A 22,662-nucleotide genomic window follows, 5' to 3' on the forward strand; every position below is an offset into this window, starting at 1 on the left:
AAGGATGGGCCTTCTCTCCGGTGCCCGGTGAGGTGCCCGCAAGGGTGGCGCGGGGCTCGGTCGGACGGTTCGTGACGCGGGTGTGCGTTGTCTCACACCTTACGAGGGTCCCGGCCGGAGAGGGGGCGTAGGTCCGCCTGAGGAGTGGGTGTTAGGTCCCGACTCAGGGGCTTTAGGTCCTGACTTCCTGTTCGGCGGCTATTCACCCATTGTCGTAGATTTTCTATCTGTCCTAGTATTGCGCTACGCACGACGAGTGGCGGCATGAGGGAGCCGCGGCTGAGTCGAGCGTCTTACGAAGGGAGGGTGGCCCGATGAACACACGAGCCCCCGAGTCAGAGGCCCTGTTGACACCTGCCGAGGTGGCTTCGATGTTCCGCGTGGACCCGAAGACGGTCACGCGTTGGGCCAAGGCCGGCAAGCTGAGCTCCATCCGCACCCTGGGCGGCCACCGCCGCTACCGGGAGTCGGAGGTCCGCGAGCTGCTGAGCGGCATGCTCCCGCAGCAGCGTCAGGGCGACAGCGACTGACGCCGACCGCGTCAGCACGACCGCTCGACCACGCACGACACGAACATCCACCGAGGCGACGGGTCCGGCCCGTCGCCTCGCTGCGTTTTCCTGCGGGCGATCGCTCAGCGCAGCCGGTCGAGGTACGCCGCGGCCCGGCGCGCGTCCGCCCGCCGCGACTCCCACGTGAGCGCCACCGCCACCAGCACGCCGCCGGCCGCCGCCAGCAGGGCCCACCGCGGCACGGCCGCGTCGACGTACGGCGCACTCTGCTGCACCGCGACGACCACGCCCACCGCCGCGCCGAGCACCAGCGGCGCGCTCCAGCGCAGGACGGTCCCGCCGAGCACCAGCGCCAGGCACGCCGTCCCCAGCAGCAGCACCCGCAGGTCGGGGGTGTCCTCGGCCAGCGCCCACAGCAGCGACGGCACCAGGGCGAGGAGCAGACCGGGGCCCAGGGCGAGACGGGTCGACAGCTCCGGGCGGCGGCGCAGCTGCCACCACCCGACGACGAGCAGCGCGACCGCCGAGGGCAGCGTGTAGGGCTCCGGCTCGGAGACGCCGAGGTCGCCCAGCCGCAGCCAGGTGGCGCCCGCCAGCAGGAGACCTCCGAGGGCTGCGACCGGACGCCGGTCCGGGCGCAGCAGGGACAGCGCGACGACGAGGACGCCGAGCACGGTGAGGTGGACCGCGGCCCAGGTGGCCGGCCGGTCCGCCGCCGCCACCCCGAGCAGCAGCAGCGGTACCACCGCGACGACGGCGGCCAGCTCGACCGCGAGTCGGGGCAGCCCGTCGCGGCGGAGGAGGCCGGTCAGCGGCCCCAGCACGGCCAGCAGCCCGGTCAGCCCCGTCGCTGTCAGCGCGGTCTCCGGCTCCGGCAGCTCGAGGATCGCGCCCGCGGTCCACACCAGCCCGGCCAGCGTGGCCACGACGACCGCGCCGGAGGCCGCGGACACCGGCGCGCGCGTGGAGCGGTGGTGGGCCACCCCGCCGACGACCAGCGTCACCAGCAGGGTGGCCGCGGTGAGCGTCTCGCCGTACCAGGACAGGGGCTGGGCCGCGGCCAGCAGCGTGGCCGCGGCCAGCGGGCCGGCGTGCGCCCCGACCCGGGAGCCCGGCAGGCGCGGCGCCACGGCGGCCGTCGCGACGGCCGCGCCGAGCAGGAGGGCCAGCACGCTCCAGACGGGCACCGGGTAGCCCAGGGCGGCGAGGGGGGCCGACGCCACGGTGGGACCGGCGACGAGTGCGGCGGCACGACGAGGTCGGAGGGGGCGCAGCGTCGGCGGTCCTGACGACGGTCCGGCGGTCGCGGGGGGTGCGGGCGGCGCGGTGCCGGTCACGCGTGCGCGGGTGCGCTCGACCAGGACATCGAGGACGCCGACGGCCTCGAGCGTGAGCGTCACCGCGGCCAGCGTCGCGACCGCGAGGGGGAGCAGCCAGGGCTGCGCGAGCCCGGCGAAGGGCGGGAGCTCCTCGACCGGTCCGCCGGTGGAGCCGGACCAGCTCCGCGCGGCGGTGAGCGCGTAGGCCTCCAGCCCGTTCACCACCCACCCCGCGCCGTGGAGCGCGAGCGTGACCGACCCCAGGGCCAGCAGGCCGGCGGTGGCACCGGCCCAGGCCGGGGCGACCCGCACCAGCCCGACGAGGGCCGCCGCGGTCAGCAGCGTCACGCCCACGGCGACGGCGGTGACGCTGCCCACCCCGTTGTCGAGGGCGGGCAGCACGACGACCGCCGCCAGCGCGACGGACGTCGCGGAGGCGGCGGTGGCGCGCAGGCGCTGCGGCACCGCCGGAGGTACGGCGACCAGCGCCGCGAGCGCAGCCGTGATGACGAGGCCGACGACACCGCCCTCGGCCCACATCGAGGTCAGGGTGGTCTCACCGTCCTGGGCGGCCTCCCCCGCAGCTGCGGTCAGCAGGACCAGCCAGCCGAAGCTCGTGACCGAGGCGAGCCCGGAAGCGGCGCTGGTCACGCCCAGGGCGAGCGCCAGCACGGTCACGCCGCCGAGCAGCAGCAGCACGAGCGCAGCCGGCAGCACCGGGTCGCCGGCGCCGAGCTGCTGGCTCGCGAACACGGCGACGAGCGCCGCCACGGTGGCGACGGTCTCGCCCCCGGTGAAGGGGCCCGCCGGCGTGCGACGCGAGCCCCAGGAGCTCACGACACCGACCGCCGCGAGCAGGGCTCCGGCGCCGGTCGCGAAGGCGGCGTCCGACGGGTCGCCCAGCCAGCCGGCCTGCTCGGCGCCCAGCAGGTCGAGCGCGAGGAGCCCGATGCTCACCAGGCCGAGGGCCTCTACGGCCCCGCGGAACCCCCGGCGAGCCGACCATGCCGTCAGCGCTGACATCAGCAGGGTGACGCCGACCAGGACGGCGGTCCGGCCCCCGACCCCGAGCGAGGACCAGGTCACGGCGAGGAAGACGCCGCCCGCTGCGAGCAGGCAGACCGCTCCCAGTGCGAGCAGGATCTTGGGCACCGTGCTCGCCTGCATCCCGGGTCCGGCGCTCGGTGCACTGCGCGGTCCGCCTGCCGGTCCGCCTGCCGGACCGGCGTGGCGTCCGCTGCCGAAGGGCGGGTAGGCGGAGGCGCCGGGTCCCGCCGGGGCGGTCCCTGCCGGAGGCCCGGTCGGGGTGCCGCTCGAGGTGCCGGTCATGGCTCCGGTCATGGCCCCGGGGCCGGAGGGGGCATCGGCTCCCGGTGCCGGGGTCGCGCTGCGTTCCTGCATGCGCGCCAACAGGCCGTCGGCCGTGCTGAGGACCCGGAACAGCTCGGCGGCCAGGTCGTCGGAGAGGTCGAGGCGGCAGGCCGGGCAGCGGCGGGCGCCGGTGGGCAACGGCGTGCGGCACCCGGGACAGGAGAGCGGATCGGCGTACCGCGGCATGCGTCCATTGACCCACACCCGGGGCCTCGGGTGGGGGAGACGCCCGGGAAGCGACGAAGCCGCAGGTCCGAGGGACCTGCGGCTTCGCCGTGGACGTGGCCAGGGGCGGGGTCGAACCGCCGACCTACCGATTTTCAGTCGGTCGCTCGTACCAACTGAGCTACCTGGCCGGGCCGTGGAGGATGCTACCCGACGGCCCGGGTCCACTTCGAATCAGGACCGGTGGCGGCCCCGGGGCTCAGGCGACGCGCACGGCCTCGTCGTACGACAGGCGGGGCAGCCGGTCCTGCCAGGCGTTCTCGCCCGCGTGACCGATGTTCACCACGAGCATCGAGCGCCACGAGGTGTCCGCGAGGAACTCGGCGTCGACCCCGGCGGCGTCGAAGCCGCCCATGGGGCCGGCGGCCAGGCCGGCGGCGCGCACCCCGAGGAGGAAGTAGCCGATCTGCAGCGAGGCGTTGAAGCGGGCGGCCTGCTCGCGTCCCGAGTCGTCGGCGAACATGTCGCGGGCGCCCGGGAAGTGCGGGAAGGTGCGCGGCAGGTGGTCGTGGAAGTCGGTGTCGGCGGCGAGCACCGCGACCAGGGGAGCCGACTCGGTCTTGTCGCGGTTGCCGTCGGCCATGTGCTTGAGCAGCCGCTCGCGCGCGTCCTGGCGCACCAGCAGCACTCGCAGGGGCTGGGTGTTGAGCGCGGTGGGGGCGTACTTCACGAGGTCGTAGATCGCGGCGACCTGGGCGTCGGAGACGGGCTCGTCGGTGAAGCGGTTGGCGGTGCGGGCCTCGGTGAAGAGCAGGCGCTGCGCCTCGGGGGAGAGGGTGAGGGTGTCGGTCATGCCTGTCCGAACAAGACTTGAAGGTTCAACATTCCGCGTCGACGGGCGCGCGCGTGTGAGGTGGCCCACCACGCACGAACGCTCCGGACGCGGTGGCGTCCGGAGCGTTTCTGTGGCGACCCCGACGGGACTCGAACCCGCGGCCTCCGCCGTGACAGGGCGGCGCGCTAACCAACTGCGCTACGGGGCCTCGTGGTGCGGCTGCAACGGCCAGAGGCCGTGCGTTGCCAGCGGAGGGAACTCTAACAGGAGACGGGCGCTGGTCCGAATCGGCCCGTCCCGACCAGCGAGAGCTCCGCACGCGACGCGGCCGGCGCCGCCGCGGTGGTCGGTCCCGTGCTCGGAGATGGCGGGGAATCGGCTGATCTGGGCCGGGTCGGGTCGGAGGTCGCGAACCCGCTGGTCACGACGAGTCATTTCCGGAACGGGACTGTCGCGGTGGTGACAGGGCACGCCTTTCGCCGAACCATGGCAGTAAGCGCGGGGCCTCCCGGTGCCGCACCGACCGAGGGAGCGTCACCATGCGCAACAACCACCGTGCAGCGATCGTCGCCACAGCCATCGGCTCCGTGCTCGCCCTCAGCGCAGGCTCCGCGTTCGCCCATCAGTGCGTCAACGTGAACAAGCGGCCCGGTGCCGGCGCGCAGGTCCTCATCGACGTGAACACCGAGGCGGTCACCTTCCTCACCGAAGGGGCGGCCCGGAGGTTCGCGAGCGGTGTCGCCACGGAGGAGACGTTCCGCGGGCTGATCGGGCTCGACTTCGACTCCGACGGTAAGGCCGACCTGACGACGTACATCGTGGGCAAGGCCGGGGAGATCCCGGTGCGTGCCCAGCAGGCAGGGGCCGCGTGCCACGGGATCGTCAACATCGAGGCCTACTTCGGCTGCGTGAGCGGCGAGCTGGCCGGCTGACGCGCTGCGCGGCGCCGTTCTCCCGCTGGTGCTGCACCCCCAACGGGATTCGAACCCGTGCTACCGCCGTGAAAGGGCGGGGTCCTGGGCCGCTAGACGATGGGGGCCCGTCGCCGGGCGTCCGGGCGGAGCCGGTCGTCGACGACCGGATCATGGTAGGGCATCGCACGGGTCGGGGACCGGGGTGGACCTCAGCTGCCGGGCTCCAGGTGCACCGCGCCCGGACCGTCGGTGGCCAGCTCGTCCCCGGGGTTCGACAGCGCGCAGCGGCGCAGGCTCAGGCACCCGCAGCCGATGCAGGAGTCCAGCCGGTCGCGGAGCCGCTCGAGCCGGTCGATCTGCTCCTCGACGCGGCCCTGCCAGTGCCGCGAGAGCCGCTGCCAGTCGCGCTTGGTGGGCGTCCGCTCCGCGGGGAGGGTCGCCAGCGCGTCGGCGATCTCGTCGAGGGAGAGGCCGACGCGCTGCGCGGCTCGGATGAAGCCGAGGCGGCGCAGGGTCGAGCGGGGGTAGCGACGTTGGTTGCCGGCGGACCGCGTCGCGGTCAGCAGCCCTCGCGCCTCGTAGTAACGGATCGCGGAGGGGGCGGTGCCGGAGCGCTCGGCCAGCTGGCCGATGCTCCAGAGATCCCGTGCGTCGACGCTTGACATGAAGTTGACTTTAACTTGTTGCATGGTCGCCATGACCACGACTGCCACTGCGCCCACTCGCCTCGGGTACGACGACCTCCCTCGGCTGATCTCCCTGATGACGGGCGACGAGAAGCATGACGCCGCCGCCACCTCCACCCTCGACGTCCTGTGGGTGCTCTACGACCAGGTGCTGCGCGTCGACCCCGACCACCCGGACGATCCCGGGCGGGACCGCTTCCTGCTGTCCAAGGGGCACGGCCCGATGGCCTACTACGCCACCCTCGTGGCGCAGGGCTTCTTCCCCGAGAGCTGGCTCGCGGACTGGGCCTCCTTCGACTCGCGGCTGGGGCACCACCCCGACCGGGTCCTCGTGCCCGGTGTCGAGATCGGGTCGGGCTCCCTCGGGCACGGGCTGCCCCTGGCCCTGGGCGTCACGCTCGGCCTCCGGGCGGGCGGCAACCCGGCCCGCGTGGTGGTGCTCGTCGGTGACGCCGAGCTCGACGAGGGCAGCAACGCCGAGGCGCTCGCGGTGGCGGCCGCCCTCGGCACGGAGAACCTCACGGTCGTGGTGGTCGACAACGGCTCGGCCAGCTACGGCGTACCGGGGCGGATCGCGGAGCGCTTCGCCACCGAGGGCTGGGCCGTCACCACGGTCGACGGCCGGGACCACCGGGCGCTGGCCCCGGCGCTGTCCGCCCGCTCGGCGGCTCGGCCGTCCGCGGTCGTCGCGGAGGTCCGGTCGTGACCGCGCCGTCCCCGCGCCGGCAGTTCGCCGCCACCACGACCGCGCTGCTCGACGAGCGCCCCGACCTGGCGCTCGTGTGGGCCGAGATCTCCGGGCAGTACTTCGGCGACGCGGTCCGGCGTCACCCGGAGCGGGTGGTCAACGTCGGCATCCGCGAGCAGCTGCTGGTCGACGTCGGCGCCGGGATGGCGCTCGCCGGGATGCGCCCCGTCGTCCACACCATCGGATCCTTCCTCGTCGAGCGCGCCTTCGAGCAGGTCAAGCTCGGCTTCGCCCACCAGGCCGTGGGCGGCGTCCTCGTCGGCAGCGGCGGCTCCTTCGACGTCGCCGCCGGGGGGCGGACCCACCAGAGCCCCGGCGACGTCGCGCTGCTCGACACCGTGCCGGGCATGCACGTCCACGCACCCGGCACCGCGGCCGAGACCGACGACGTCCTGCGCCGCGTGGTCACCGGCGCCGGCCTGCACTACGTGCGGGTGGTCGAGCAGGTCAACGACGCCGCCTTCCCCGCCGACGGCCACCTGCACGTCGTACGTCGCGGGGCGGGCGCGACCGTGGTGGCCCTCGGACCCGTGCTCGACGCGGTGCTGGCCGCTACCGCCGACCGCGACGTGAGCGTGCTCTACTCCGCCACGGTCCGGCCCCTCGACGTCACCACGCTGGTCTCCGTCGCGGGAGCGCAGCCGGTGCCGGAGGTCGTGCTGGTCGAGCCGTGGTACGCCGGCACGTCGGCCCGGGTGGTCGCCGACGCGCTGCGCGACCGCCCGTCGCGGCTGCTCGCCCTCGGCGTCCGGCGCGAGGAGGTGCGTCGCTACGGCACCCCGGCCGAGCACGTCGCGGCCCACGGCCTCGACGCCCCGGGGCTGCGTGCCTCCCTCGACGCGTTCCTCGGGTGACGGCCGGAAGGACCGGCCGGGAGGACCGGCTGGAAGGACCGCCCGGGTGACGGGTGGCGCGACCGCTGGGGCGACCCGTCATGATGGCGACATGGTCGAGGTCAGCCGCGAGCGGTTCGAGGAGCTGGTCTCCGACGCGCTCGACCTCGTCCCGCCCGAGCTGACCGCCCTCATGGACAACTGCGTGGTGGTCGTCGAGGACGAGGCCCCGGCCGACGACCCCGAGCTGCTGGGGCTCTACGAGGGCATCCCGCTGACCGAGCGCGACAGCACCTACGTGATGGCGCTGCCCGACCGCATCAGCATCTACCGCAACCCGACGCTGGCGATCTGCGAGACCGAGCAGGAGGTCGTCGACGAGGTCGGCATCACGGTCGTGCACGAGATCGCCCACCACTTCGGCATCGACGACGCCCGGCTGCACGACCTCGGCTACGCCTGAACGGCCGCCGTCACGGCGTACCCGAGCGCGCAGGCCAGCAGCGCCGGCGGCAGCGTGAGCAGCACGACCAGCGAGCCGAGCCGCGGGCCGCGGTCGTGGGTCTGCACCGCGAAGGCCGAGTAGGTCGTCAGCCCGCCGCAGAAGCCGGTCGCCAGCGGCACCGCCACCGCCTCGGGCAGCCCGGCACCGGCCACGGCGCCGATGACGAACGACCCGACCACGTTGACGCCGATCGTCCCCCACGGGACGCGGCCATCGAGGTGGTGGCCGGCCAGCAGCCGCAGCACCGAGGCGAGCCCGGCCGCGAGGGCCACCGTGACGGCGGAGAGCGGAGTCACGGGTCCTCCTCCGCCCGGTGCGGCCGCCCCAGGCGCTCGGCCGCGACCACCGCCAGCAGGCAGGCCACCAGCGTCCCTCCCGCGTACGTCGCTGCGGTCACGATTCGCTCGTCGGCCAGCAGCGACCGGGTCTGCTCGGACACCGCCGAGAGGGTGGTGAAGCCGCCCAGCACGCCCGGGCCGAGGAAGGGTGCGAGCAGGGGCGAGCGGCGTACCCGGGGGAGGGTCGGCAGCACACCGAGCAGGAACGAGCCCACCACGTTGATGCCGAAGGTCGTCCACGGGAAGCCGGCTGACGACCCCTCGGACGTCCAGGTGTCGAGGGCGTACCTCAGCAGCGCCCCGGTGGCTCCGCCCAGCGCGACGACGAGCAGCACCGCGGTCGTGGGGCGGGGTCGGGCGGGCACGCGAGCACCCTAGGCGCGGGCCCGGGGCGGGTGTGAGGGGGACGACAGCCTGCGGACGCTACCCACGGGAAACATCGGGGTGCCAGCATGGTTGAGACAATGAGCGGGTAGATCCACCCGTTGTGGGTCGGACGGCGCCGGACCGGTGCCGCCGACATCTGGAAGAGGTGACAGGGCGTGACGGAGAACAAGCACCAGGTGGTCGTGATCGGCTCCGGTTTCGGCGGGCTGTTCGGCACCAAGGCGCTGAGGCGGGCGGACGTCGAGGTGACGATGATCGCCAAGACGACGCACCACCTGTTCCAGCCGCTGCTCTACCAGGTGGCGACCGGCATCCTGTCGCAGGGCGAGATCGCCCCGCCGACCCGCGAGATCCTCGCCGACCAGCGCAACGCCCGCGTCATCCTCGGTGAGGTCTCGCGCATCGACATGGAGCGACGCGTCGTGACCTCCCAGGTGCTCGGACGCGTCACCGAGACGCCGTACGACTCCCTGATCGTGGCTGCCGGCGCCGGTCAGTCCTACTTCGGCAACGACCACTTCGCCGAGCACGCGCCCGGCATGAAGAGCATCGACGACGCCCTCGAGCTGCGCGGGCGCATCTTCGGCGCCTTCGAGCTCGCCGAGCTCGCCGAGACCGAGGAGGAGATCGAGCGTCTGCTCACCTTCGTCGTGGTCGGCGCCGGTCCCACCGGCGTCGAGATGGCCGGACAGATCGCCGAGCTGGCCCACCGCACGCTGCGCAAGGACTTCCGCAGCATCAACACCCGTGCGGCCAAGGTCATCCTGCTCGACGCCGCCGGCCAGGTGCTCCCGCCCTTCGGCGCCAAGCTGGGTGAGAAGACCCGCCAGTCGTTGGAGAAGCGCGGCGTCACCGTCCGCCTCGGCGAGATGGTCACCGACCTCGACGAGTACGGCATCGTCGTCAAGCGCAAGGACGGCTCCTCCGAGCGCATCGAGGCCGTCACCAAGGTGTGGGCCGCGGGCGTGCAGGCGTCGCCGCTGGCCAAGACGCTGGCCGAGCAGTCCGGCGCCCCGCTCGACCGCGCCGGCCGGATCGGCGTCAACCCCGACCTGACGCTGCCGGGTCACCCCGAGGTGTTCGTCGTCGGCGACATGATCTCGCTCGACAACCTGCCCGGCGTCGCGCAGGTCGCGATCCAGGGCGCGAAGTACGCCGCCAAGGAGATCAAGGGCCGCGTCGAGGGCAGCCCGCCGCAGAAGCCGTTCAAGTACTTCGACAAGGGCTCGATGGCGACCATCTCCCGCTTCAGCGCGGTCGCGCTGGTGGGCAAGATCCGCATCACCGGCTTCATCGCGTGGCTGATGTGGTTGGCGGTCCACCTCGTCTACCTGACCGGCTTCAAGAACCGGCTCTCGGCGCTGGGGCACTGGTTCGTCAGCTTCCTCGGCTCGGGGCGCTCCGAGCGGGTGGCCACCGAGCAGCAGATCTTCGGCCGGCTCGCGCTGGACCGTCTCGACCACGGCGCGGCCGACCTGGTCTCCAACCCGGGCGTCTACGACGCGACGCGGGCGATGATCGAGGAGACCCGACGCGCCGAGCTGGTCGAGCGGGCGCTCGAGGAGGCCCGGCTCACCGACGCCGGCGAGCGCGGCCTCAAGGTCGACGCCGCCCCCTGACCACCTCCTGACACGACGTCACGACGGGCCGGCCGCAGCAGCGACCGGCCCTCGTGACGCTCGGACGACGGGGGTCTCAGGCGGTCACGGAGTGCCCGCCGCGCCCCTCGAGGGCCGGCAGGATCTCCTCGGCCACCTCGAGCGCCTGCACCCGCAGGTCGGGCACGGCGGTGACCTCCCAGTCGAGTCCCCGGCGGGCCGGGCCCACGGCGAAGACGTCGGGCAGCGGCTCCCCGGTGCTGTCGACGACGCGGCCCGTCGGGTCGAGGTCGAGGCCCAGCCCGAGCCGGTGGGGCCGGATCGTGCCCCGGTCAAGCAGGGCGTCGACGAGCGGGTTCCAGCCCCGCGTCGTCACCGGGGCGGGGCCGCTGCAGTTCACGACGCGGTCGAAGGCGACCGGGTCGACCTCACCGGGCGTCCTCACCACGAGGCGGCCGGAGGCCTTCAGCTGACGGACGAACTCCGCCTGGGCCGGCGGCATCCGGTGGCGCGCGACCTCCCAGGCGCGGCCGTGGTCGCGCACGAAGGTCGCCTGCTCCTCCTCGTCGAGCCCGCGCCACAACCGGTTGGCCGAGGCCCGCAGGGTGTCGACGACGTCGCGCCAGTCCTCGCCGTCGGTGGCGGCCTGGTCGACGAGCGCCCGCACCTGGGTCACCATCTCCTCCAGCCGGCCGGCCGGCACGTCGACGGTCTGGCGCATCGGGCTCGGGTCGGTGCGGTGGGTCCGCGGCAGCAGGCCGTGGCGCGAGACCAGGGTGAAGCGGGTCATCGGGGTGCTGTCGTGCAGGACCGAGACCACGTCGAGCGCGGTCAGCCCGCTGCCGACCAGGAGCACCTCGGCCGGCTCCCCGACCTGCTCGGCCAGGTCCGGCACCCACGGGTCGGGCAGGTAGCCGGCGTGCGCGGCGTACTTCATGAGGCGGGCGGGCGGCGGGTTGCCGAGCGCGAGCACGACGGCGTCGGCGACCACGCTCCACCCGCCGGTCAGGTGCACGTGCACCCCGTCGTCCTCACGCAGCACGTCGCGCACCGTGCCGCGGACGCGTCCCAGGGCGCTCCCCGTGGGCACGGGTGCGTTCTCCACCAGGTCAGTGAGGTAGTCGCCGTACAGGGTGCGGGGCAGGAAGTCGGTGGGGTCGACGTCGTACCCGGCCGCACGGCACCAGCGCACCAGGTGGTCGGGGTCCTCCGCCACCGCGCTCAGCCGCCCGGCGTAGTTGTTCAGCGTGTGGCGCGGGTGGTCGTGGCGGTAGGCCAGGCCGGGCCCCAGGCGGGCCTCGCGGTCGACCAGGCAGACCTCGACCGGCTGCTCGGGGGTGGCGGCGCGCAGCAGGTGCAGGGCGGTGATGACCCCGGACGCGCCGCCGCCGACGACGGCGACGCGCACCGCCTCGGGGGCGGCGCCGCCGAACGCGCGGGCGCGGCGCAGCGAGGTCACCAGGGAACGGTCGCGGACCACGGGCGTCTCCGAAGCGTCGAACGAATGAAGTCTACCAATGTAGTAGACATTCGTCCGGGACGCGAGGCGCCACGGCCGCTCACTCGAAGCTCTGCTGGCGGCCCTTCCACGCGGGGTGCTCGGCCGCCCACGACGGCAGCACGAACAGGCCCTCGGCCTCGACCGTGACCCGTCCGTCGGGGTCGCGGATCTCGCCGCGGACCACCGACTTGCGGCCCTCGCTGCTCTCCAGCCACCCCTCGAGGTGGAGCGGCCCGAGCGGGGTCGGCCGGCGGTAGTGCAGCGTGAGCCGTGCGGTCATGCCCGGACCCCCGCCCACGGCAGCCGACTCCCCGAGCAGCTGGTCGAGCAGCAGGGCGCTGACCCCGCCGTGGACCAGGCCGGGCGGGCCCTCGTAGAGCGCCCCGAGGTCGACGTCGACGTGCACGTGCTTCTCCTCGTCCACGCGCCGGTGCTCGGCGGTGAACACCGCGATCGGGTTGCGCAGCCCGGTCACCGTGTTGCCGTGGTTGCGGATCGTGGTGCCGTCGGGCCCGAGCTCGGCGCCCAGCGGACCGCCGCGCGCGGACGCCCGCAGCCGCGCCGTCAGCGCCTCGATCTCCTGCGTCACCGCCGCCGCCTCGTCGAGGTCGACCTCGGTGAGCGCCTGGGCCTCGGCCAGCTCGCGGGTGGCCCCCGTGAGGGCGGCCACCACGCGGTCGTGCTCGGCCAGCTCCTCGGCGCTCAGGTGGGCCGGGGTGGGCGTGGCGGGGTCCATGCCGCTCACCCTAGACACCGGCCACGACGCCGCTCCGGGCAGGACTGCAACACGTTCTCGGCGACGATTCGGGTCCGCGGCCCGGGGGTGGCAGGCTGGTGCCATGTCCGTGCTGCCGAAGACCGGGCCCCTGGCGGCACGGCGCGCCGGGGTGCTCCTCCACCTCACCTCCCTGCCCTCGCCGTACGGTCCCGGCGACGTCGGTCCGGCGGCGTACGCGTTCGTCGACTTCCTCGCCTCGGCCGGGTGCAGCGTGTGGCAGGTGCTCCCGCTGGTGCCCGCCCATGCCGGCGAGCCGTCGCCGTACAACGCCCTCTCGGCGATGGCCGGGAACCCCGAGCTGATCAGCCTCGAGCTGCTCCGGGACCAGGGCCTCCTCGACGACGCCGACCTGGCCGCCGTGGCGGACGGGACGCTGACGCGGGGCGCCGCCCGCCAGCGCGCCGCCGACGCCTGGGAGCGCGGCGGCGACGCCGACCCCGAGCGCATCGACGACTTCGAGCTGTGGGCCCGCGAGCACCAGGACTGGCTGACGGCGTACGTCGAGTTCGTCGCGCTGGCCGAGCTGGTCGGCAGCACCGAGTGGCGCACCTGGGACCCGGCGCTGCGCGACCGCGAGCCGACGGCCGTCGCGGAGCTGCTCGCGACCGCCCCGGACCGGGTGCGCTCGCTGCGGTGGGAGCAGTACGCCTTCGACGTGCAGTGGACCGCCCTGCGGGAGTACGCCGAGGAGCGCGGGGTGCTGGTCTTCGGCGACCTCCCCATCTTCGTGTCCTTCGACAGCGCCGACGTCTGGTCGGACCGCGACCTGTTCGAGCTCGACGCCACCGGACGACCGACGACCGTGACCGGCTGCCCGCCGGACTACTTCGCTGCGGACGGCCAGCGGTGGAACAACCCGCACTACGCCTGGCAGCGGATGGCGGCCGACGGCTTCGGCTGGTGGCGCCGGCGCGTGCTGCGGCAGCGTGAGCTGTTCGACCTCGTGCGCATCGACCACTTCCGCGGCTTCGAGGCGGCCTGGCACATCCCCGTCGACGCCCCCACCGCGGCGACCGGCGAGTGGCTCAAGAGTCCGGGGCGTGGCGTGCTGTCCGCCCTGCTCGAGGTCAGCGGCGAGGGGACCCTCGTGGCCGAGGACCTCGGCCTCATCACGCCGGAGGTCGACGAGCTGCGCGAGGAGTTCGGCCTGCCGGGCATGAAGGTGCTGCAGTTCGCCTTCGACGGCAACGACGACAACCCCTACCTGCCTGAGCGGCACGGCGAGCTCAGCGTCGTCTACACCGGCACCCACGACAACGACACCACGCTCGGCTGGTGGCGCACCCTCGACGACGCCAGCCGGCGTCGTGCCCTGGACGTGCTCGCGCACCCGGAGGTGCCCATGCCGTGGTCGCTGGTGCACGAGGCGTTCCGCTCCACCGCCCGCCTCGCGGTCGTGCCCGCGCAGGACCTCCTCGGGCTGGGGTCGGAGGCGCGGATGAACACGCCCGGCACCGCCGTCGGCAACTGGACGTGGCAGGCGCCCGCGGGTGCCTTCCCCGCCGGCGGCGCCCTCGCCGCACGGCTGCGCACGCTGGTGGACAACACCGGCCGCGCGCCCCGCCGGACGGTGTAGCACCGCGCCGTACCCGGGCGTCGTACCCGGGCGTCGTGACCCGGCGTCGTGACCCGGCGTCGTGGAGCGTCGGCCGGGCGCTCGGGCGCCACGGTTACGATCGCGACGTGGCCCGTCGCACGACCCCTCACCGGGCAGCGTCCGAGACCGACCTGGTCGCCCAGGTGGTCGACTACGCCCTGTTCACCCTCGACGTCGAGGGTCACGTGCGGTCGTGGAACGCCGGGGCCGAGCGGCTGAAGGGCTACCGCAGCGACGAGATCCAGGGGCGCAGCTTCCGGACGTTCTACCCGCCGGAGGACCAGGAGTCCGGGCTGCCCGACCGGCTGCTGCAGCAGGCGCGCGACGAGGGTCGCGTCGAGCACGAGGGCTGGCGCGTGCGCCGCGACGGCTCGCGGTTTTGGGGCAACGTCGTCATCACGGCACTGCACGACGAGCACGGCGAGCTGACCGGGTTCCTCAAGGTGACGCGCGACCTGACCGAGCAGCACCGGCTGATCGAGGAGCTGCGCCGCAGCGAGGAGCGGTTCCGGGTGATGGTGTCGCAGGTTGTCGACTACGCCATCGTCGGGCTGGACCCCGACGGGTTCATCGACACCTGGAACGCCGGCGCCGAGCGGCTCAAGGGCTACGCCGCCGACGAGATCGTGGGGCGGCACTTCTCGGTCTTCTACGCGGCCGAGGACCGGGAGGCCGGGCTGCCCGCGACGCTGCTCGGGCGGGCGCTCGAGGTGGGGCGGGTCGAGCACGAGGGCTGGCGCGTCCGGCGCGACGGGTCGCGGTTCTGGGGTGACGTGGTCATCACGGCTCTGCACGACGACGCCGGGGAGGTCCGCGGGTTCGTCAAGGTCACGCGCGACCTCACCGACCGCAAGCTGCTCGAGGAGGCCCAGGACTCCTTCTACGCCACCTTCGAGCACGACTTCCGCAACCCTGTGGCCGCGATCCGGGGTGCCAGCGAGGCGCTCGCGAAGGACCCCGGCGAGGAGCGGCGCGGGGAGCTGCTCGAGCGGATCCGCACCAACGCCGACCGGCTGCTGGCCATGACCGGTGAGCTGGTGGAGTACGCACGGCTGCGCTCCGGCAGCACCACGCTGCACCTGGAGGTCCTCGACCTGGTCGCGCTGGCGACCGAGACCGTCGCGGGCCTCGGCGTCGTCACCGAGGGTGGGCGGGTCCGTCTCGACGGCGGCTGCGAGTCGATCGAGGCCGACCGGGTCAGCGTGGAGCGGATCATCGTCAACCTGGTCGGCAACGCGTTGCGCTACTCCGATCCCGGGACGGTCGTCGAGGTCCGCTGTGACCCCGGGCCGCCCGGCTTCAGCCGGCTCACCGTGCGTGACCGCGGGCGCGGCATCGCGGCGCGCGACCTGCCGCACATCTTCACCGAGTTCGAGCGGGGGCCGCTGGCTCGCGACGACGGCGGCGTGGGGCTCGGCCTGGCCAGCGTCAAGAAGCTGGTGGCGGCCAACGGCGGCCGGATCGTGGTCGAGAGCGAGGTCGGGAGCGGCACCACCGTCGCCGTCGACTTCCCGCACCGGGCCTGAGCGGGGTCGTGGCCGGGCACCGGGAAATACTTGACCTTTCACCCGTCGGGGTGGTTCCTGCCCTGTCGACACCGGGTAGGTGAGGGGTGTCCCCTTGTGTCTCGGAAAGGACCTCCATGTCTGACAGCAAGAAGATCGCCTTCCTCGTCGCCCCCGAGGGCATCGAGCGCGTCGAGCTCACCGACCCCTGGCAGGCGGTGAAGGACGCCGGCCACCAGCCCGTGCTGCTCTCCACCGATAGCGGCGAGGTGCAGACCTTCGACCACCTCGACAAGTCGGAGACGTTCCCGGTCGACGTCGAGGTCTCCTCCGCGAAGGCTGAGGAGTACGACGCCCTGGTGCTGCCCGGTGGCGTGGCCAACCCGGACGCGTTGCGCATGGACGGCGACGCCGTGTCCTTCATCAAGGACTTCGTGGCCTCCGGCAAGCCGGTCGCCGCGATCTGCCACGCGCCCTGGACCCTCATCGAGGCCGACGTGCTGCAGGGCCGCACCGTCACCTCGTGGCCGAGCCTGCAGACCGACCTCCGCAACGCCGGCGCCACCTGGGTCGACGAGAAGAACGTCGTCGACGGCAACCTGATCACCAGCCGCAACCCCGACGACCTGCCGGCCTTCAACAGCGCCCTGCTCGAGGCCATCCAGCACGGCGTCGACTCCGCCGGGTCCGCCCAGGCCTGATCGGGTCGGCCGGTCTGATCACCCGATCCGACCCGGCCCTCGCCGCACGCACGCGGCACGTCGTACGACGAGCGCCCCGGCCTCCCGCGAGGGAGGACCGGGGCGTCGTCGCGTCCGCCCGTCCTGACGTCGTTGACGACCTAAGGCCGAGACGGCGCACGTCCTGGCGTCGTTGACGACGTGGGGCCGGTTCTCGGGGCCCGTGGATCGCCCGGAGGTCGTTGACGACCTGAGGCACCCGTCCTGACGTCGTTGACGACCTGAGGCCGAGGGGCCGCCCGCGTCCGGACGTCGTTGACGACCTGAGGCATCCGTCCTGACGTCGTAGACGACGTGAGGCCGTGGGACGAGCCCGCCCACCGTACGGACGTGGCGACGCCCCGGACTCCTGGGAGAGCCCGGGGCGTCGCTCGCTGGGGAGCGTGCGGGTGGGTCAGCTGATCAGCTCCTCGATCCGGGAGAACGCCTCGGCGTCGCCCTTGACGACCCGGCTGCGCCGGCCGTCGGGGCTGACCGGGACGTCCCCTGCGATGGTGATGCGCCGCACCTCGCGACGCTCCTCGCCGAAGTCCGCGACCGCGTAGTGCTGGGTGGCGCGGTTGTCCCACATCGCCACGTCGCCCTGGCGCCACGACCACCGGGTCGTGTTCTCCAGCTTGGTGACGCGGTTCTGCAGCAGGTTGAACAGTGCGTGCGACTCCGAGGTGTTGAGGCCGGTGAACTTCTTGATGAAGTGGCCCAGCACCAGCACCCGCTTGCCCGTCTCGGGGTGGATGCGCACGACCGGGTGCTCGGTCTCGTAGGGCACCCGCTCGAACTCCGCGCGGCTGAAGACCTGGTCCTCGTCGCGGTCGATGCGGTCCGAGACGGCCGCGTAGTCGTACTCGTTGGTGTGCAGCGCCCACAGGTCGTCGACGAGCGCCTTGAGTGGCGCCGGGAGCAGGTCGTAGGCGGTCTCCGTGTTGGCCCAGACGGTGCTGCCGCCGTACGGCGGGATGACGACGCCGCGCAGGATGCTGATCGCCGGGATCCGGTCCACGAACGTGACGTCGGTGTGCCAGCTGTTGGCCGCCATGCCCTTCGTCGCGTTGAGGCTGAGCACCTGGGCGCTGCCGGTGTTGACGGTCGGGTGCGCGCTGGTGACCTGGCCCATCTGCTCGGCGAAGGCGATGTGGGCGTCGTCGTCGAGGTGCTGGTCGCGGAAGAACACGACCTTGTGCTCGAGGAGGGCGGCGCGGATCTCCGCCACCACCGCGGGGTCGAGACCGGGGCCCAGCCGGACGCCGCTGATGACGGCGCCGATGCGCTCGCCCAGCTTCGTCACGTGGAGGGAGGAGCCGGCGGTGAGGTCGGCGCGGGTGCGCTCGAGCTCGAGGGTCATGGGGAACGCTCCTGACAGGTCGGGGGTGAGTCCACGCCACGATGCGGTCCCGCCCCGGTGGAGGGAAGGTTTTCTCTCGCGCTGAGGGAAACCCCGCCGTCGGGCGTTTCGGATGTGTGTCGTGGGTCGAGTGGCTCTACTGTTCTCTCAATCTCTAGTAAACCACTCAACTTTGTAGGAGTACGGATGATCCTGCTCGCTCGCGGCCGGTTCGGTGCAACCGCCACGAGGGTCATGGAGCCGCTGCGGGTGCACGGACCGATGGCCCGCGAGACCATCGCTGCGCGGAGCGGGCTCAGCCTCGCCACCGTGGCCCGCACCGTCGCCACCCTGCAGGGAGAGCGTCTGGTGCGGGAGCGCCCCGACCTGGTCGAGCCCGGCACCGTCGGCCGGCCCCGGGTGCCGGTCGAGATCGACCCCGACCACTTCGCCGTGCTCGGCGTCCACGTCGGTCGCAAGGCGACCACGGTCTCCCTGGTCGACCTCGCCGGCCGGCCCGCAGCCCACGTGCGGGTCGCGACACCGGCGGGCTCCCGCACCCGCGGGTCGGCGGTCTCGCCGGTCGCGGTCGACGCGCTGGTGGCCACCGTCAGCAAGGCCGCCGCCGGGCTGGTGGCACGTCACAGCCACCGCACCCTGCTCAGCGCGGGCGTGGTGGCGCCGTGGTTCGACCTCGGCCTCGCCCAGGAGGACGTACGCCGACGCGTCGAGCTCGCCACCGGTCTGGAGACCGCGGCCGCCGACCACGTGGCCGCCGTCGCGGCCGCCGAGTACCTCGCCCGCGAGGAGGCGCTCTCGGGCTGCACCATGTACCTCTACGCCCGCGACACCGCCGGCTTCGCGCTCGCCAACGACCTGCCGCGGCGCACCGAGATCTCCCGGGTCGGCCGCCTCAGCCACTTCCCGACCGGCTCCGACGCGCTCTGCCGCTGCGGTGCCACCGGCTGCCTCGAGGCCACCATCAGCGACGAGGCCGTCGCCGCCCAGGCCCGGGTGCTCGGCGTCATCGGCTCCGGCGACATCGACGCGCTCCGCGCCGCGGCGTACGGCGGCAACGGCCGGGCGCACAACCTGCTCGCCGACCGGGCCCGCGTCCTCGGGCGCACCGCCGCCGTGGTGCGCGACATGGTCGACCCGGATCGGGTGGTGCTGGTGGGCCAGGCGTTCACCGGCTACCCGCCGGTGCTCGACGACGTCGTCGCCGCGCTGCACGACCGGTCCGTGCTCGGACCCGTCGACGTGTCGTTCACCCGCTTCGGAGCGGGTGTCCAGGCCGCCGCCGCCGGCGCCGTGGCTCTGGTCCCGGTCTACGAGGACCCGCTCGCGCTCGTCCGCGCCGACGGAGCCGTGGCCAACCTCTGAGCAGCGTCGCTCGGACCCCGGCCGGCACCACCCGGTGCCCACGACCTCTCCCACCCACGCACGTTCCCCCCACGTCACGCACCCGTGACACCCCTCGAAAGGACACACCCATGACCCCCTCGGCCCCCTCGCCGCTCTCGGCGACCCCCCGCCCCCGCACCGGCCCGCGCCGGGTGGTGCGCGCCACCATCACCACCCTGGCCCTCGGCCTCGCCCTGACCGGCTGCAGCTCGGCGGTGGCGGAGAAGGGCACGGCCGACGTCGGCTCGGAGCCCCAGGAGGGCGGCACGCTGCGGCTCGGCATCACCACCGACCTGCTGCCGACCTCGGTGTTCTCCAACGCCAGCGACGGCACGAACACCCTGATCGGCCTCGTCTACGACACCCTCATCGACTACGGCCCCGAGAGCCTGGAGCCCCAGCCGTCGCTGGCCACGTCGTGGGAGCAGTCCGAGGACGGCCGGTCGCTGACGCTCCAGCTGCGCGACGACGTCACCTTCCACAGCGGGCGCGAGTTCACCTCGAAGGACGTCGAGTTCAGCATCAAGAACACGTTCGCGGACCCCGCCTGGGCCGTGCAGCTGCAGCGCACCGCCGCCGCCATCACCGAGTTCGACACCAGCAAGCCGAACGAGATCACGCTGACCTCGGAGCAGCCGCTCAGCAACATCTTCGACCTGCTCGACATGGTGCCGATCGTCGACGAGGAGTCCTTCGCCGGCCTCAAGGACGGCAGCGAGTACGTCGGGACGGGCGCCTTCACCTTCGAGGACTGGCAGCCCGGGGCGTCGATGTCGTTCGCCCGCAACGAGGACTACTGGGACGGCGCGCCCAACCTCGACGGCGTCGAGGTCAGCGTCATCACCGACGCCAACGCCGAGGTCTCGCAGCTCCGCGCCGGCCAGCTCGACGCCATCGTCGGCGGCTCCTTCCGCGACCTGCGCTCGCTGGAGAAGTCCGGCGACTTCGACGTCCAGCCCTACGAGGGCGCCGAGAACCAGTACTACGTCGGCAGCAACGTCGAGCACCCCGTGCTCAAGGACGTGAAGGTGCGCCAGGCCATCGCGTTCGCCGTCGACCGGCAGCGCATCGCCGACGACGTGCTCCAGGGGATCGGCTACCCGACGGTGCTGCCGTGGCCGGAGTACTCCCCGGCGTACGACGAGGGCGTGAACGCGACCTACGACCGCGACGTGGCCGAGGCCGAGAAGCTCGTGTCCGGGGTGGGCAAGATCGACCCGATCCCGCTGCAGTACCAGGCCAGCAACCCCAACAGCGAGGCCATCGCCCAGATCGTGCAGGCCAACCTGGAGGAGATCGGCGTCCCGACGGAGCTGCGCCCGACCGAGCACGCGGAGTTCATCGCCCAGCTCATCGGTGCCGAGTTCGAGGGGCTGTGGATCACCAACCACTCCTACGCGCAGTACAACCCCTCGACGCTCGTCGTCAGCGCCTACCCCTTCAACGCCGAGAAGAACGCCTCGCGCTTCTCCGACGCGGACTACACGAAGAACGCCAACGCCTCCTGGACCCTCGCCGACCCGACCAGCGGTGACGCGGGCGAGGTCTACGACGCGCTGAACAAGGACCTGCTCGACAACGTCTTCCTCACCGAGCTGGCCATCACCTACCAGGTGGTGACCACGAGCACCGCGGTGCAGGACGTCGCGTGGTCCAAGCGCAGCGAGCTCGACCTGACCGACGCCTACCTGGCCGAGTGAGAAGGGCGAGGACCTCCCCGTGACCCGCTACCTGCTGCGTCGCCTGCCCTCTGCGGCCGTGGTGCTGGTGCTGGCCTCGATGGCGATCTTCGGGATGATCCGGCTGGTGCCGGGCGACCCCGCCGCCACCCTGGCCGGCCCGGACGCCACCCCGGAGTCGCTGGCGCAGATCCGGGCCGACCTCGGCCTCGACCAACCCGTGTGGAGCCAGTACGTCGACTGGGTGCAGAGCGTGATGACGCTCGACCTCGGGCGCTCCTACCGGGTCGGCGGCGAGGTCAGCGACCTGCTCGGCGACGCCGCCGTGAACACCCTGGCGCTGACCGGGTTCGCGCTGCTGCTGGCCATCGTGATGGCGCTGACGCTCAGCCTCGTGACCGTGATCGTGAACAAGCCCTGGCTCGACGCCTTCGTGGCCGGCCTCAACACCCTCGCGGTGGCGGTGCCGACGTTCGTCACCGGCTTCGTGCTCGTGCTGCTGCTGGCCGTCCTCGTGCGGGTGCTGCCCGCCGGGGGCACGCCGCCGGACGGCTTCCTGGCCCGGCCCGACATCTCGGTGCAGTACCTCCTGCTGCCCGGGATCTGCCTCGCCCTGCCGGCGGCGGCGGCGCTGGCCCGCTTCCTCACCGACGCGCTGGAGACCCAGCTCGAGCAGCCCTACGTGATGACGGCGCGGGCGCTCGGGATCTCCCGGCGTCGCATCGTGTGGACGCAGGCGCTGCGCAACGCGCTGCCGGCGGCGGTCGCCGTGCTCGGTCTCCAGGTCGGCACCCTGCTCGGGGGTGCGGTGCTGGTCGAGGCGGTCTTCGCCTGGCCGGGGCTGGGGCAGCTCGTGGAGCGCGCCATCTCCAGCCGGGACTACCCGCTCGTGCAGGTGCTGCTGCTGCTCTCGGTGGTCGTCTTCATCGTGACCCAGCTGCTCAGCGACGTCGTGCACGCGTGGCTCGACCCGCGGATCCGGCTCGGAGGTGTGGCATGAGCGGCCTCGAGGGCGTGGGCGCGCCGCAGGTCACCGCAGCGGTGCCCGTCGCCGCCGACGTCGAGGCGGCCCGGGAGGTCCCGGCCGGCGAGCGGCCCCGCCGGCCCCGCCGCTCGGTCGCCCGGGCGCTGGTGCGCGGGCGCGGACTGGTCGGGCTGGTGCTCGTCTCGGTCGTCCTGCTGGCCGGCCTGCTCGCCCCGTGGCTGGCGCCGTACGACCCCACCCAGCAGATCCCCGGCGCGAACCTCGTGCCGCCGGGCGGTGCGCACCTGCTCGGCACCGACGAGGTCAACCGCGACCTGCTCTCGCGCACGCTGTTCGGCATCCGCGTCGACCTGGTGGTCGTGTTCGTGGCGGTGCCGATCGGTGCCCTGCTCGGTGGTCTCGTCGGGCTGCTGTCGACGACGGCGCAGCTGGCGGACGTGGTCGCGCAGCGGCTGTTCGACGTGGTGCTCGCCTTCCCGACGCTCATCCTCGGGATCCTGCTGACCGCCGTCCTCGGGCCGGGGCTGTTCACGATCTCGGTCGTCATCGTCGCCGCCGAGATCCCGGTCTTCGGGCGCCTCATCCGCAGCGCGGTGCTGACGGTGCGCGAGATGCCCTACGTCGAGGCCTCGCGCGTGATCGGGTCCGGACGGCTGTGGGTGCTGCGGCGTCACGTGCTGCCCAACGTGCTCGAGCCGGTGATCGTGCAGGTCGCGATCTCCATGTCGGTGGCCGTGTTCGTCGAGGGCGCGATGAGCTTCCTCGGCATCGGGGTGCGTCCGCCGTCGCCCTCGCTGGGGTCGCTGGTGCGTGACGGCGCCCGCAACATGTACGACGCCCCGTGGTTCGCCGTCGGGCCGCTGGTCGTCGTGGTGGCCCTCGTCCTGGGCTTCCTGCTGATCGCCCAGGCCCTCTCCCGGGCGCGGCTGCGATGACGCCTA

At 73.2% G+C, this 22,662-nt stretch carries 21 protein-coding genes and 3 tRNA genes; 13 read left to right on the top strand and 11 right to left on the bottom strand.

Annotation, left to right across the window (positions count from 1 at the left end; translation table 11 throughout):
* Window positions 1-314: 314 nt before the first annotated feature.
* Window positions 315-530 carry a BldC family transcriptional regulator gene (locus G7072_RS19185; RefSeq protein ID WP_166089241.1) on the top strand — a complete coding sequence of 72 codons (216 nt, stop codon included), beginning with the start codon at window positions 315-317 and terminating at the stop codon, window positions 528-530.
* A 104-nt stretch (window positions 531-634) separates the two neighbouring features.
* On the opposite strand, the gene G7072_RS19190 is transcribed toward G7072_RS19185, so the two are convergent.
* The 4 genes from G7072_RS19190 to G7072_RS19205 form a co-directional block, all read right to left on the bottom strand.
* A complete protein-coding gene (locus tag G7072_RS19190; protein ID WP_166089244.1) occupies window positions 635-3,388 on the bottom strand; it encodes a hypothetical protein in 2,754 nt (917 codons plus the stop codon).
* 96 nt (window positions 3,389-3,484) lie between these two features.
* Window positions 3,485-3,558 (bottom strand) — tRNA-Phe (locus G7072_RS19195).
* A gap of 68 nt (window positions 3,559-3,626) precedes the next feature.
* Window positions 3,627-4,220: a malonic semialdehyde reductase gene (locus G7072_RS19200; RefSeq protein ID WP_166089246.1), complete on the bottom strand. Its 594-nt coding sequence runs from the start codon at window positions 4,218-4,220 to the stop codon at window positions 3,627-3,629.
* Window positions 4,221-4,333: 113 nt separating this feature from the next.
* Window positions 4,334-4,410: transfer RNA gene (locus tag G7072_RS19205), tRNA-Asp, on the bottom strand.
* A gap of 331 nt (window positions 4,411-4,741) precedes the next feature.
* On the opposite strand from G7072_RS19205, the gene G7072_RS19210 reads away from it, so the two are divergent.
* The gene (locus tag G7072_RS19210) at window positions 4,742-5,134 is read left to right on the top strand and encodes a hypothetical protein (RefSeq protein WP_166089248.1); all 393 of its coding nucleotides are present in this window, start codon (window positions 4,742-4,744) and stop codon (window positions 5,132-5,134) included.
* A 34-nt stretch (window positions 5,135-5,168) separates the two neighbouring features.
* Here the strand turns inward: G7072_RS19210 and G7072_RS19215 are convergent.
* Window positions 5,169-5,241: transfer RNA gene (locus G7072_RS19215), tRNA-Glu, on the bottom strand.
* An 84-nt stretch (window positions 5,242-5,325) separates the two neighbouring features.
* A complete protein-coding gene (gene soxR / locus G7072_RS19220) occupies window positions 5,326-5,838 on the bottom strand; it encodes a redox-sensitive transcriptional activator SoxR (RefSeq protein ID WP_240917061.1) in 513 nt (170 codons plus the stop codon).
* Between soxR and G7072_RS19225 the strand changes: the two genes are divergently transcribed.
* The 3 genes from G7072_RS19225 to G7072_RS19235 all read left to right on the top strand — a co-directional run bounded on the left by G7072_RS19225 (window position 5,813) and on the right by G7072_RS19235 (window position 7,846).
* Window positions 5,813-6,508, top strand: a complete 696-nt coding sequence (locus G7072_RS19225; RefSeq protein WP_166089250.1) for a thiamine pyrophosphate-dependent enzyme — start codon at window positions 5,813-5,815, stop codon at window positions 6,506-6,508. The two genes, soxR and G7072_RS19225, sit on opposite strands and share 26 nt — an antisense overlap.
* Window positions 6,505-7,404 (top strand): transketolase, encoded by a 900-nt coding sequence (locus G7072_RS19230; protein ID WP_166089251.1) that lies wholly within the window; start codon window positions 6,505-6,507, stop codon window positions 7,402-7,404. Before G7072_RS19225 ends, G7072_RS19230 begins: the two co-directional genes overlap by 4 nt.
* 91 nt (window positions 7,405-7,495) lie before the next feature.
* The gene (locus G7072_RS19235; RefSeq protein WP_166089253.1) at window positions 7,496-7,846 is read left to right on the top strand and encodes a metallopeptidase family protein; all 351 of its coding nucleotides are present in this window, start codon (window positions 7,496-7,498) and stop codon (window positions 7,844-7,846) included.
* Here the strand turns inward: G7072_RS19235 and G7072_RS19240 are convergent.
* Both G7072_RS19240 and G7072_RS19245 read right to left on the bottom strand, forming a co-directional pair.
* The gene (locus tag G7072_RS19240; protein ID WP_166089255.1) at window positions 7,837-8,184 is read right to left on the bottom strand and encodes a CrcB family protein; all 348 of its coding nucleotides are present in this window, start codon (window positions 8,182-8,184) and stop codon (window positions 7,837-7,839) included. The genes G7072_RS19235 and G7072_RS19240 overlap by 10 nt on opposite strands.
* A complete protein-coding gene (locus G7072_RS19245) occupies window positions 8,181-8,591 on the bottom strand; it encodes a CrcB family protein (protein WP_206063219.1) in 411 nt (136 codons plus the stop codon). Before G7072_RS19245 ends, G7072_RS19240 begins: the two co-directional genes overlap by 4 nt.
* Before the next feature lie 177 nt (window positions 8,592-8,768).
* Here G7072_RS19245 and G7072_RS19250 point away from each other — a divergent pair, with 177 nt between their 5' ends.
* Window positions 8,769-10,232: an NAD(P)/FAD-dependent oxidoreductase gene (locus G7072_RS19250; protein WP_166089257.1), complete on the top strand. Its 1,464-nt coding sequence runs from the start codon at window positions 8,769-8,771 to the stop codon at window positions 10,230-10,232.
* A gap of 76 nt (window positions 10,233-10,308) precedes the next feature.
* On the opposite strand, the gene G7072_RS19255 is transcribed toward G7072_RS19250, so the two are convergent.
* A complete protein-coding gene (locus G7072_RS19255; protein ID WP_166089260.1) occupies window positions 10,309-11,670 on the bottom strand; it encodes an FAD/NAD(P)-binding protein in 1,362 nt (453 codons plus the stop codon).
* A gap of 100 nt (window positions 11,671-11,770) precedes the next feature.
* A complete protein-coding gene (locus G7072_RS19260) occupies window positions 11,771-12,448 on the bottom strand; it encodes a PaaI family thioesterase (RefSeq protein WP_166089262.1) in 678 nt (225 codons plus the stop codon).
* A gap of 103 nt (window positions 12,449-12,551) precedes the next feature.
* On the opposite strand from G7072_RS19260, the gene malQ reads away from it, so the two are divergent.
* The 3 genes from malQ (at window position 12,552) to G7072_RS19275 (ending at window position 16,293) form a co-directional block, all read left to right on the top strand.
* On the top strand, window positions 12,552-14,066 hold the full coding sequence (gene malQ, locus G7072_RS19265) for a 4-alpha-glucanotransferase (RefSeq protein WP_166089264.1): 1,515 nt from the start codon (window positions 12,552-12,554) through the stop codon (window positions 14,064-14,066).
* A 107-nt stretch (window positions 14,067-14,173) separates the two neighbouring features.
* Window positions 14,174-15,613 carry a PAS domain-containing sensor histidine kinase gene (locus tag G7072_RS19270; RefSeq protein WP_166089267.1) on the top strand — a complete coding sequence of 480 codons (1,440 nt, stop codon included), beginning with the start codon at window positions 14,174-14,176 and terminating at the stop codon, window positions 15,611-15,613.
* A gap of 116 nt (window positions 15,614-15,729) precedes the next feature.
* Window positions 15,730-16,293, top strand: a complete 564-nt coding sequence (locus G7072_RS19275; protein WP_166089271.1) for a type 1 glutamine amidotransferase domain-containing protein — start codon at window positions 15,730-15,732, stop codon at window positions 16,291-16,293.
* Window positions 16,294-16,726: 433 nt separating this feature from the next.
* Here the strand turns inward: G7072_RS19275 and G7072_RS19280 are convergent, their stop codons facing one another.
* Window positions 16,727-17,674, bottom strand: a complete 948-nt coding sequence (locus G7072_RS19280) for a TauD/TfdA family dioxygenase (RefSeq protein WP_166089273.1) — start codon at window positions 17,672-17,674, stop codon at window positions 16,727-16,729.
* Between the two features lie 186 nt (window positions 17,675-17,860).
* Here G7072_RS19280 and G7072_RS19285 point away from each other — a divergent pair, with 186 nt between their 5' ends.
* From G7072_RS19285 to G7072_RS19300, 4 genes are all read left to right on the top strand, one after another.
* Window positions 17,861-19,036, top strand: coding sequence for an ROK family protein (locus G7072_RS19285; protein ID WP_166089275.1), 1,176 nt, complete (start codon window positions 17,861-17,863; stop codon window positions 19,034-19,036).
* 110 nt (window positions 19,037-19,146) lie between these two features.
* Window positions 19,147-20,757 (top strand): ABC transporter substrate-binding protein, encoded by a 1,611-nt coding sequence (locus tag G7072_RS19290; protein WP_166089277.1) that lies wholly within the window; start codon window positions 19,147-19,149, stop codon window positions 20,755-20,757.
* 19 nt (window positions 20,758-20,776) lie between these two features.
* Window positions 20,777-21,736 (top strand): ABC transporter permease, encoded by a 960-nt coding sequence (locus tag G7072_RS19295; protein ID WP_166089279.1) that lies wholly within the window; start codon window positions 20,777-20,779, stop codon window positions 21,734-21,736.
* Window positions 21,733-22,656: an ABC transporter permease gene (locus G7072_RS19300; RefSeq protein ID WP_166089281.1), complete on the top strand. Its 924-nt coding sequence runs from the start codon at window positions 21,733-21,735 to the stop codon at window positions 22,654-22,656. The genes G7072_RS19295 and G7072_RS19300 overlap by 4 nt, the downstream gene beginning before the upstream one ends.
* Window positions 22,657-22,662 lie beyond the last annotated feature (6 nt).

Source organism: Nocardioides sp. HDW12B (genome assembly GCF_011299595.1).
Classification (GTDB): domain Bacteria; phylum Actinomycetota; class Actinomycetes; order Propionibacteriales; family Nocardioidaceae; genus Marmoricola_A.

Bases quoted from the DNA above. Each gene is read 5' to 3' on its own strand.
- G7072_RS19185 (WP_166089241.1), top strand. From the start codon at position 315: ATGAACACACGAGCCCCCGAGTCAGAGGCCCTGTTGACACCTGCCGAG.
- G7072_RS19190 (WP_166089244.1), bottom strand. From the start codon at position 3,388: ATGCCGCGGTACGCCGATCCGCTCTCCTGTCCCGGGTGCCGCACGCCG.
- G7072_RS19200 (WP_166089246.1), bottom strand. From the start codon at position 4,220: ATGACCGACACCCTCACCCTCTCCCCCGAGGCGCAGCGCCTGCTCTTC.
- G7072_RS19210 (WP_166089248.1), top strand. From the start codon at position 4,742: ATGCGCAACAACCACCGTGCAGCGATCGTCGCCACAGCCATCGGCTCC.
- G7072_RS19225 (WP_166089250.1), top strand. From the start codon at position 5,813: ATGACCACGACTGCCACTGCGCCCACTCGCCTCGGGTACGACGACCTC.
- G7072_RS19235 (WP_166089253.1), top strand. From the start codon at position 7,496: ATGGTCGAGGTCAGCCGCGAGCGGTTCGAGGAGCTGGTCTCCGACGCG.
- G7072_RS19260 (WP_166089262.1), bottom strand. From the start codon at position 12,448: ATGGACCCCGCCACGCCCACCCCGGCCCACCTGAGCGCCGAGGAGCTG.
- malQ (WP_166089264.1), top strand. From the start codon at position 12,552: ATGTCCGTGCTGCCGAAGACCGGGCCCCTGGCGGCACGGCGCGCCGGG.
- G7072_RS19275 (WP_166089271.1), top strand. From the start codon at position 15,730: ATGTCTGACAGCAAGAAGATCGCCTTCCTCGTCGCCCCCGAGGGCATC.
- G7072_RS19280 (WP_166089273.1), bottom strand. From the start codon at position 17,674: ATGACCCTCGAGCTCGAGCGCACCCGCGCCGACCTCACCGCCGGCTCC.
- G7072_RS19285 (WP_166089275.1), top strand. From the start codon at position 17,861: ATGATCCTGCTCGCTCGCGGCCGGTTCGGTGCAACCGCCACGAGGGTC.
- G7072_RS19290 (WP_166089277.1), top strand. From the start codon at position 19,147: ATGACCCCCTCGGCCCCCTCGCCGCTCTCGGCGACCCCCCGCCCCCGC.
- G7072_RS19300 (WP_166089281.1), top strand. From the start codon at position 21,733: ATGAGCGGCCTCGAGGGCGTGGGCGCGCCGCAGGTCACCGCAGCGGTG.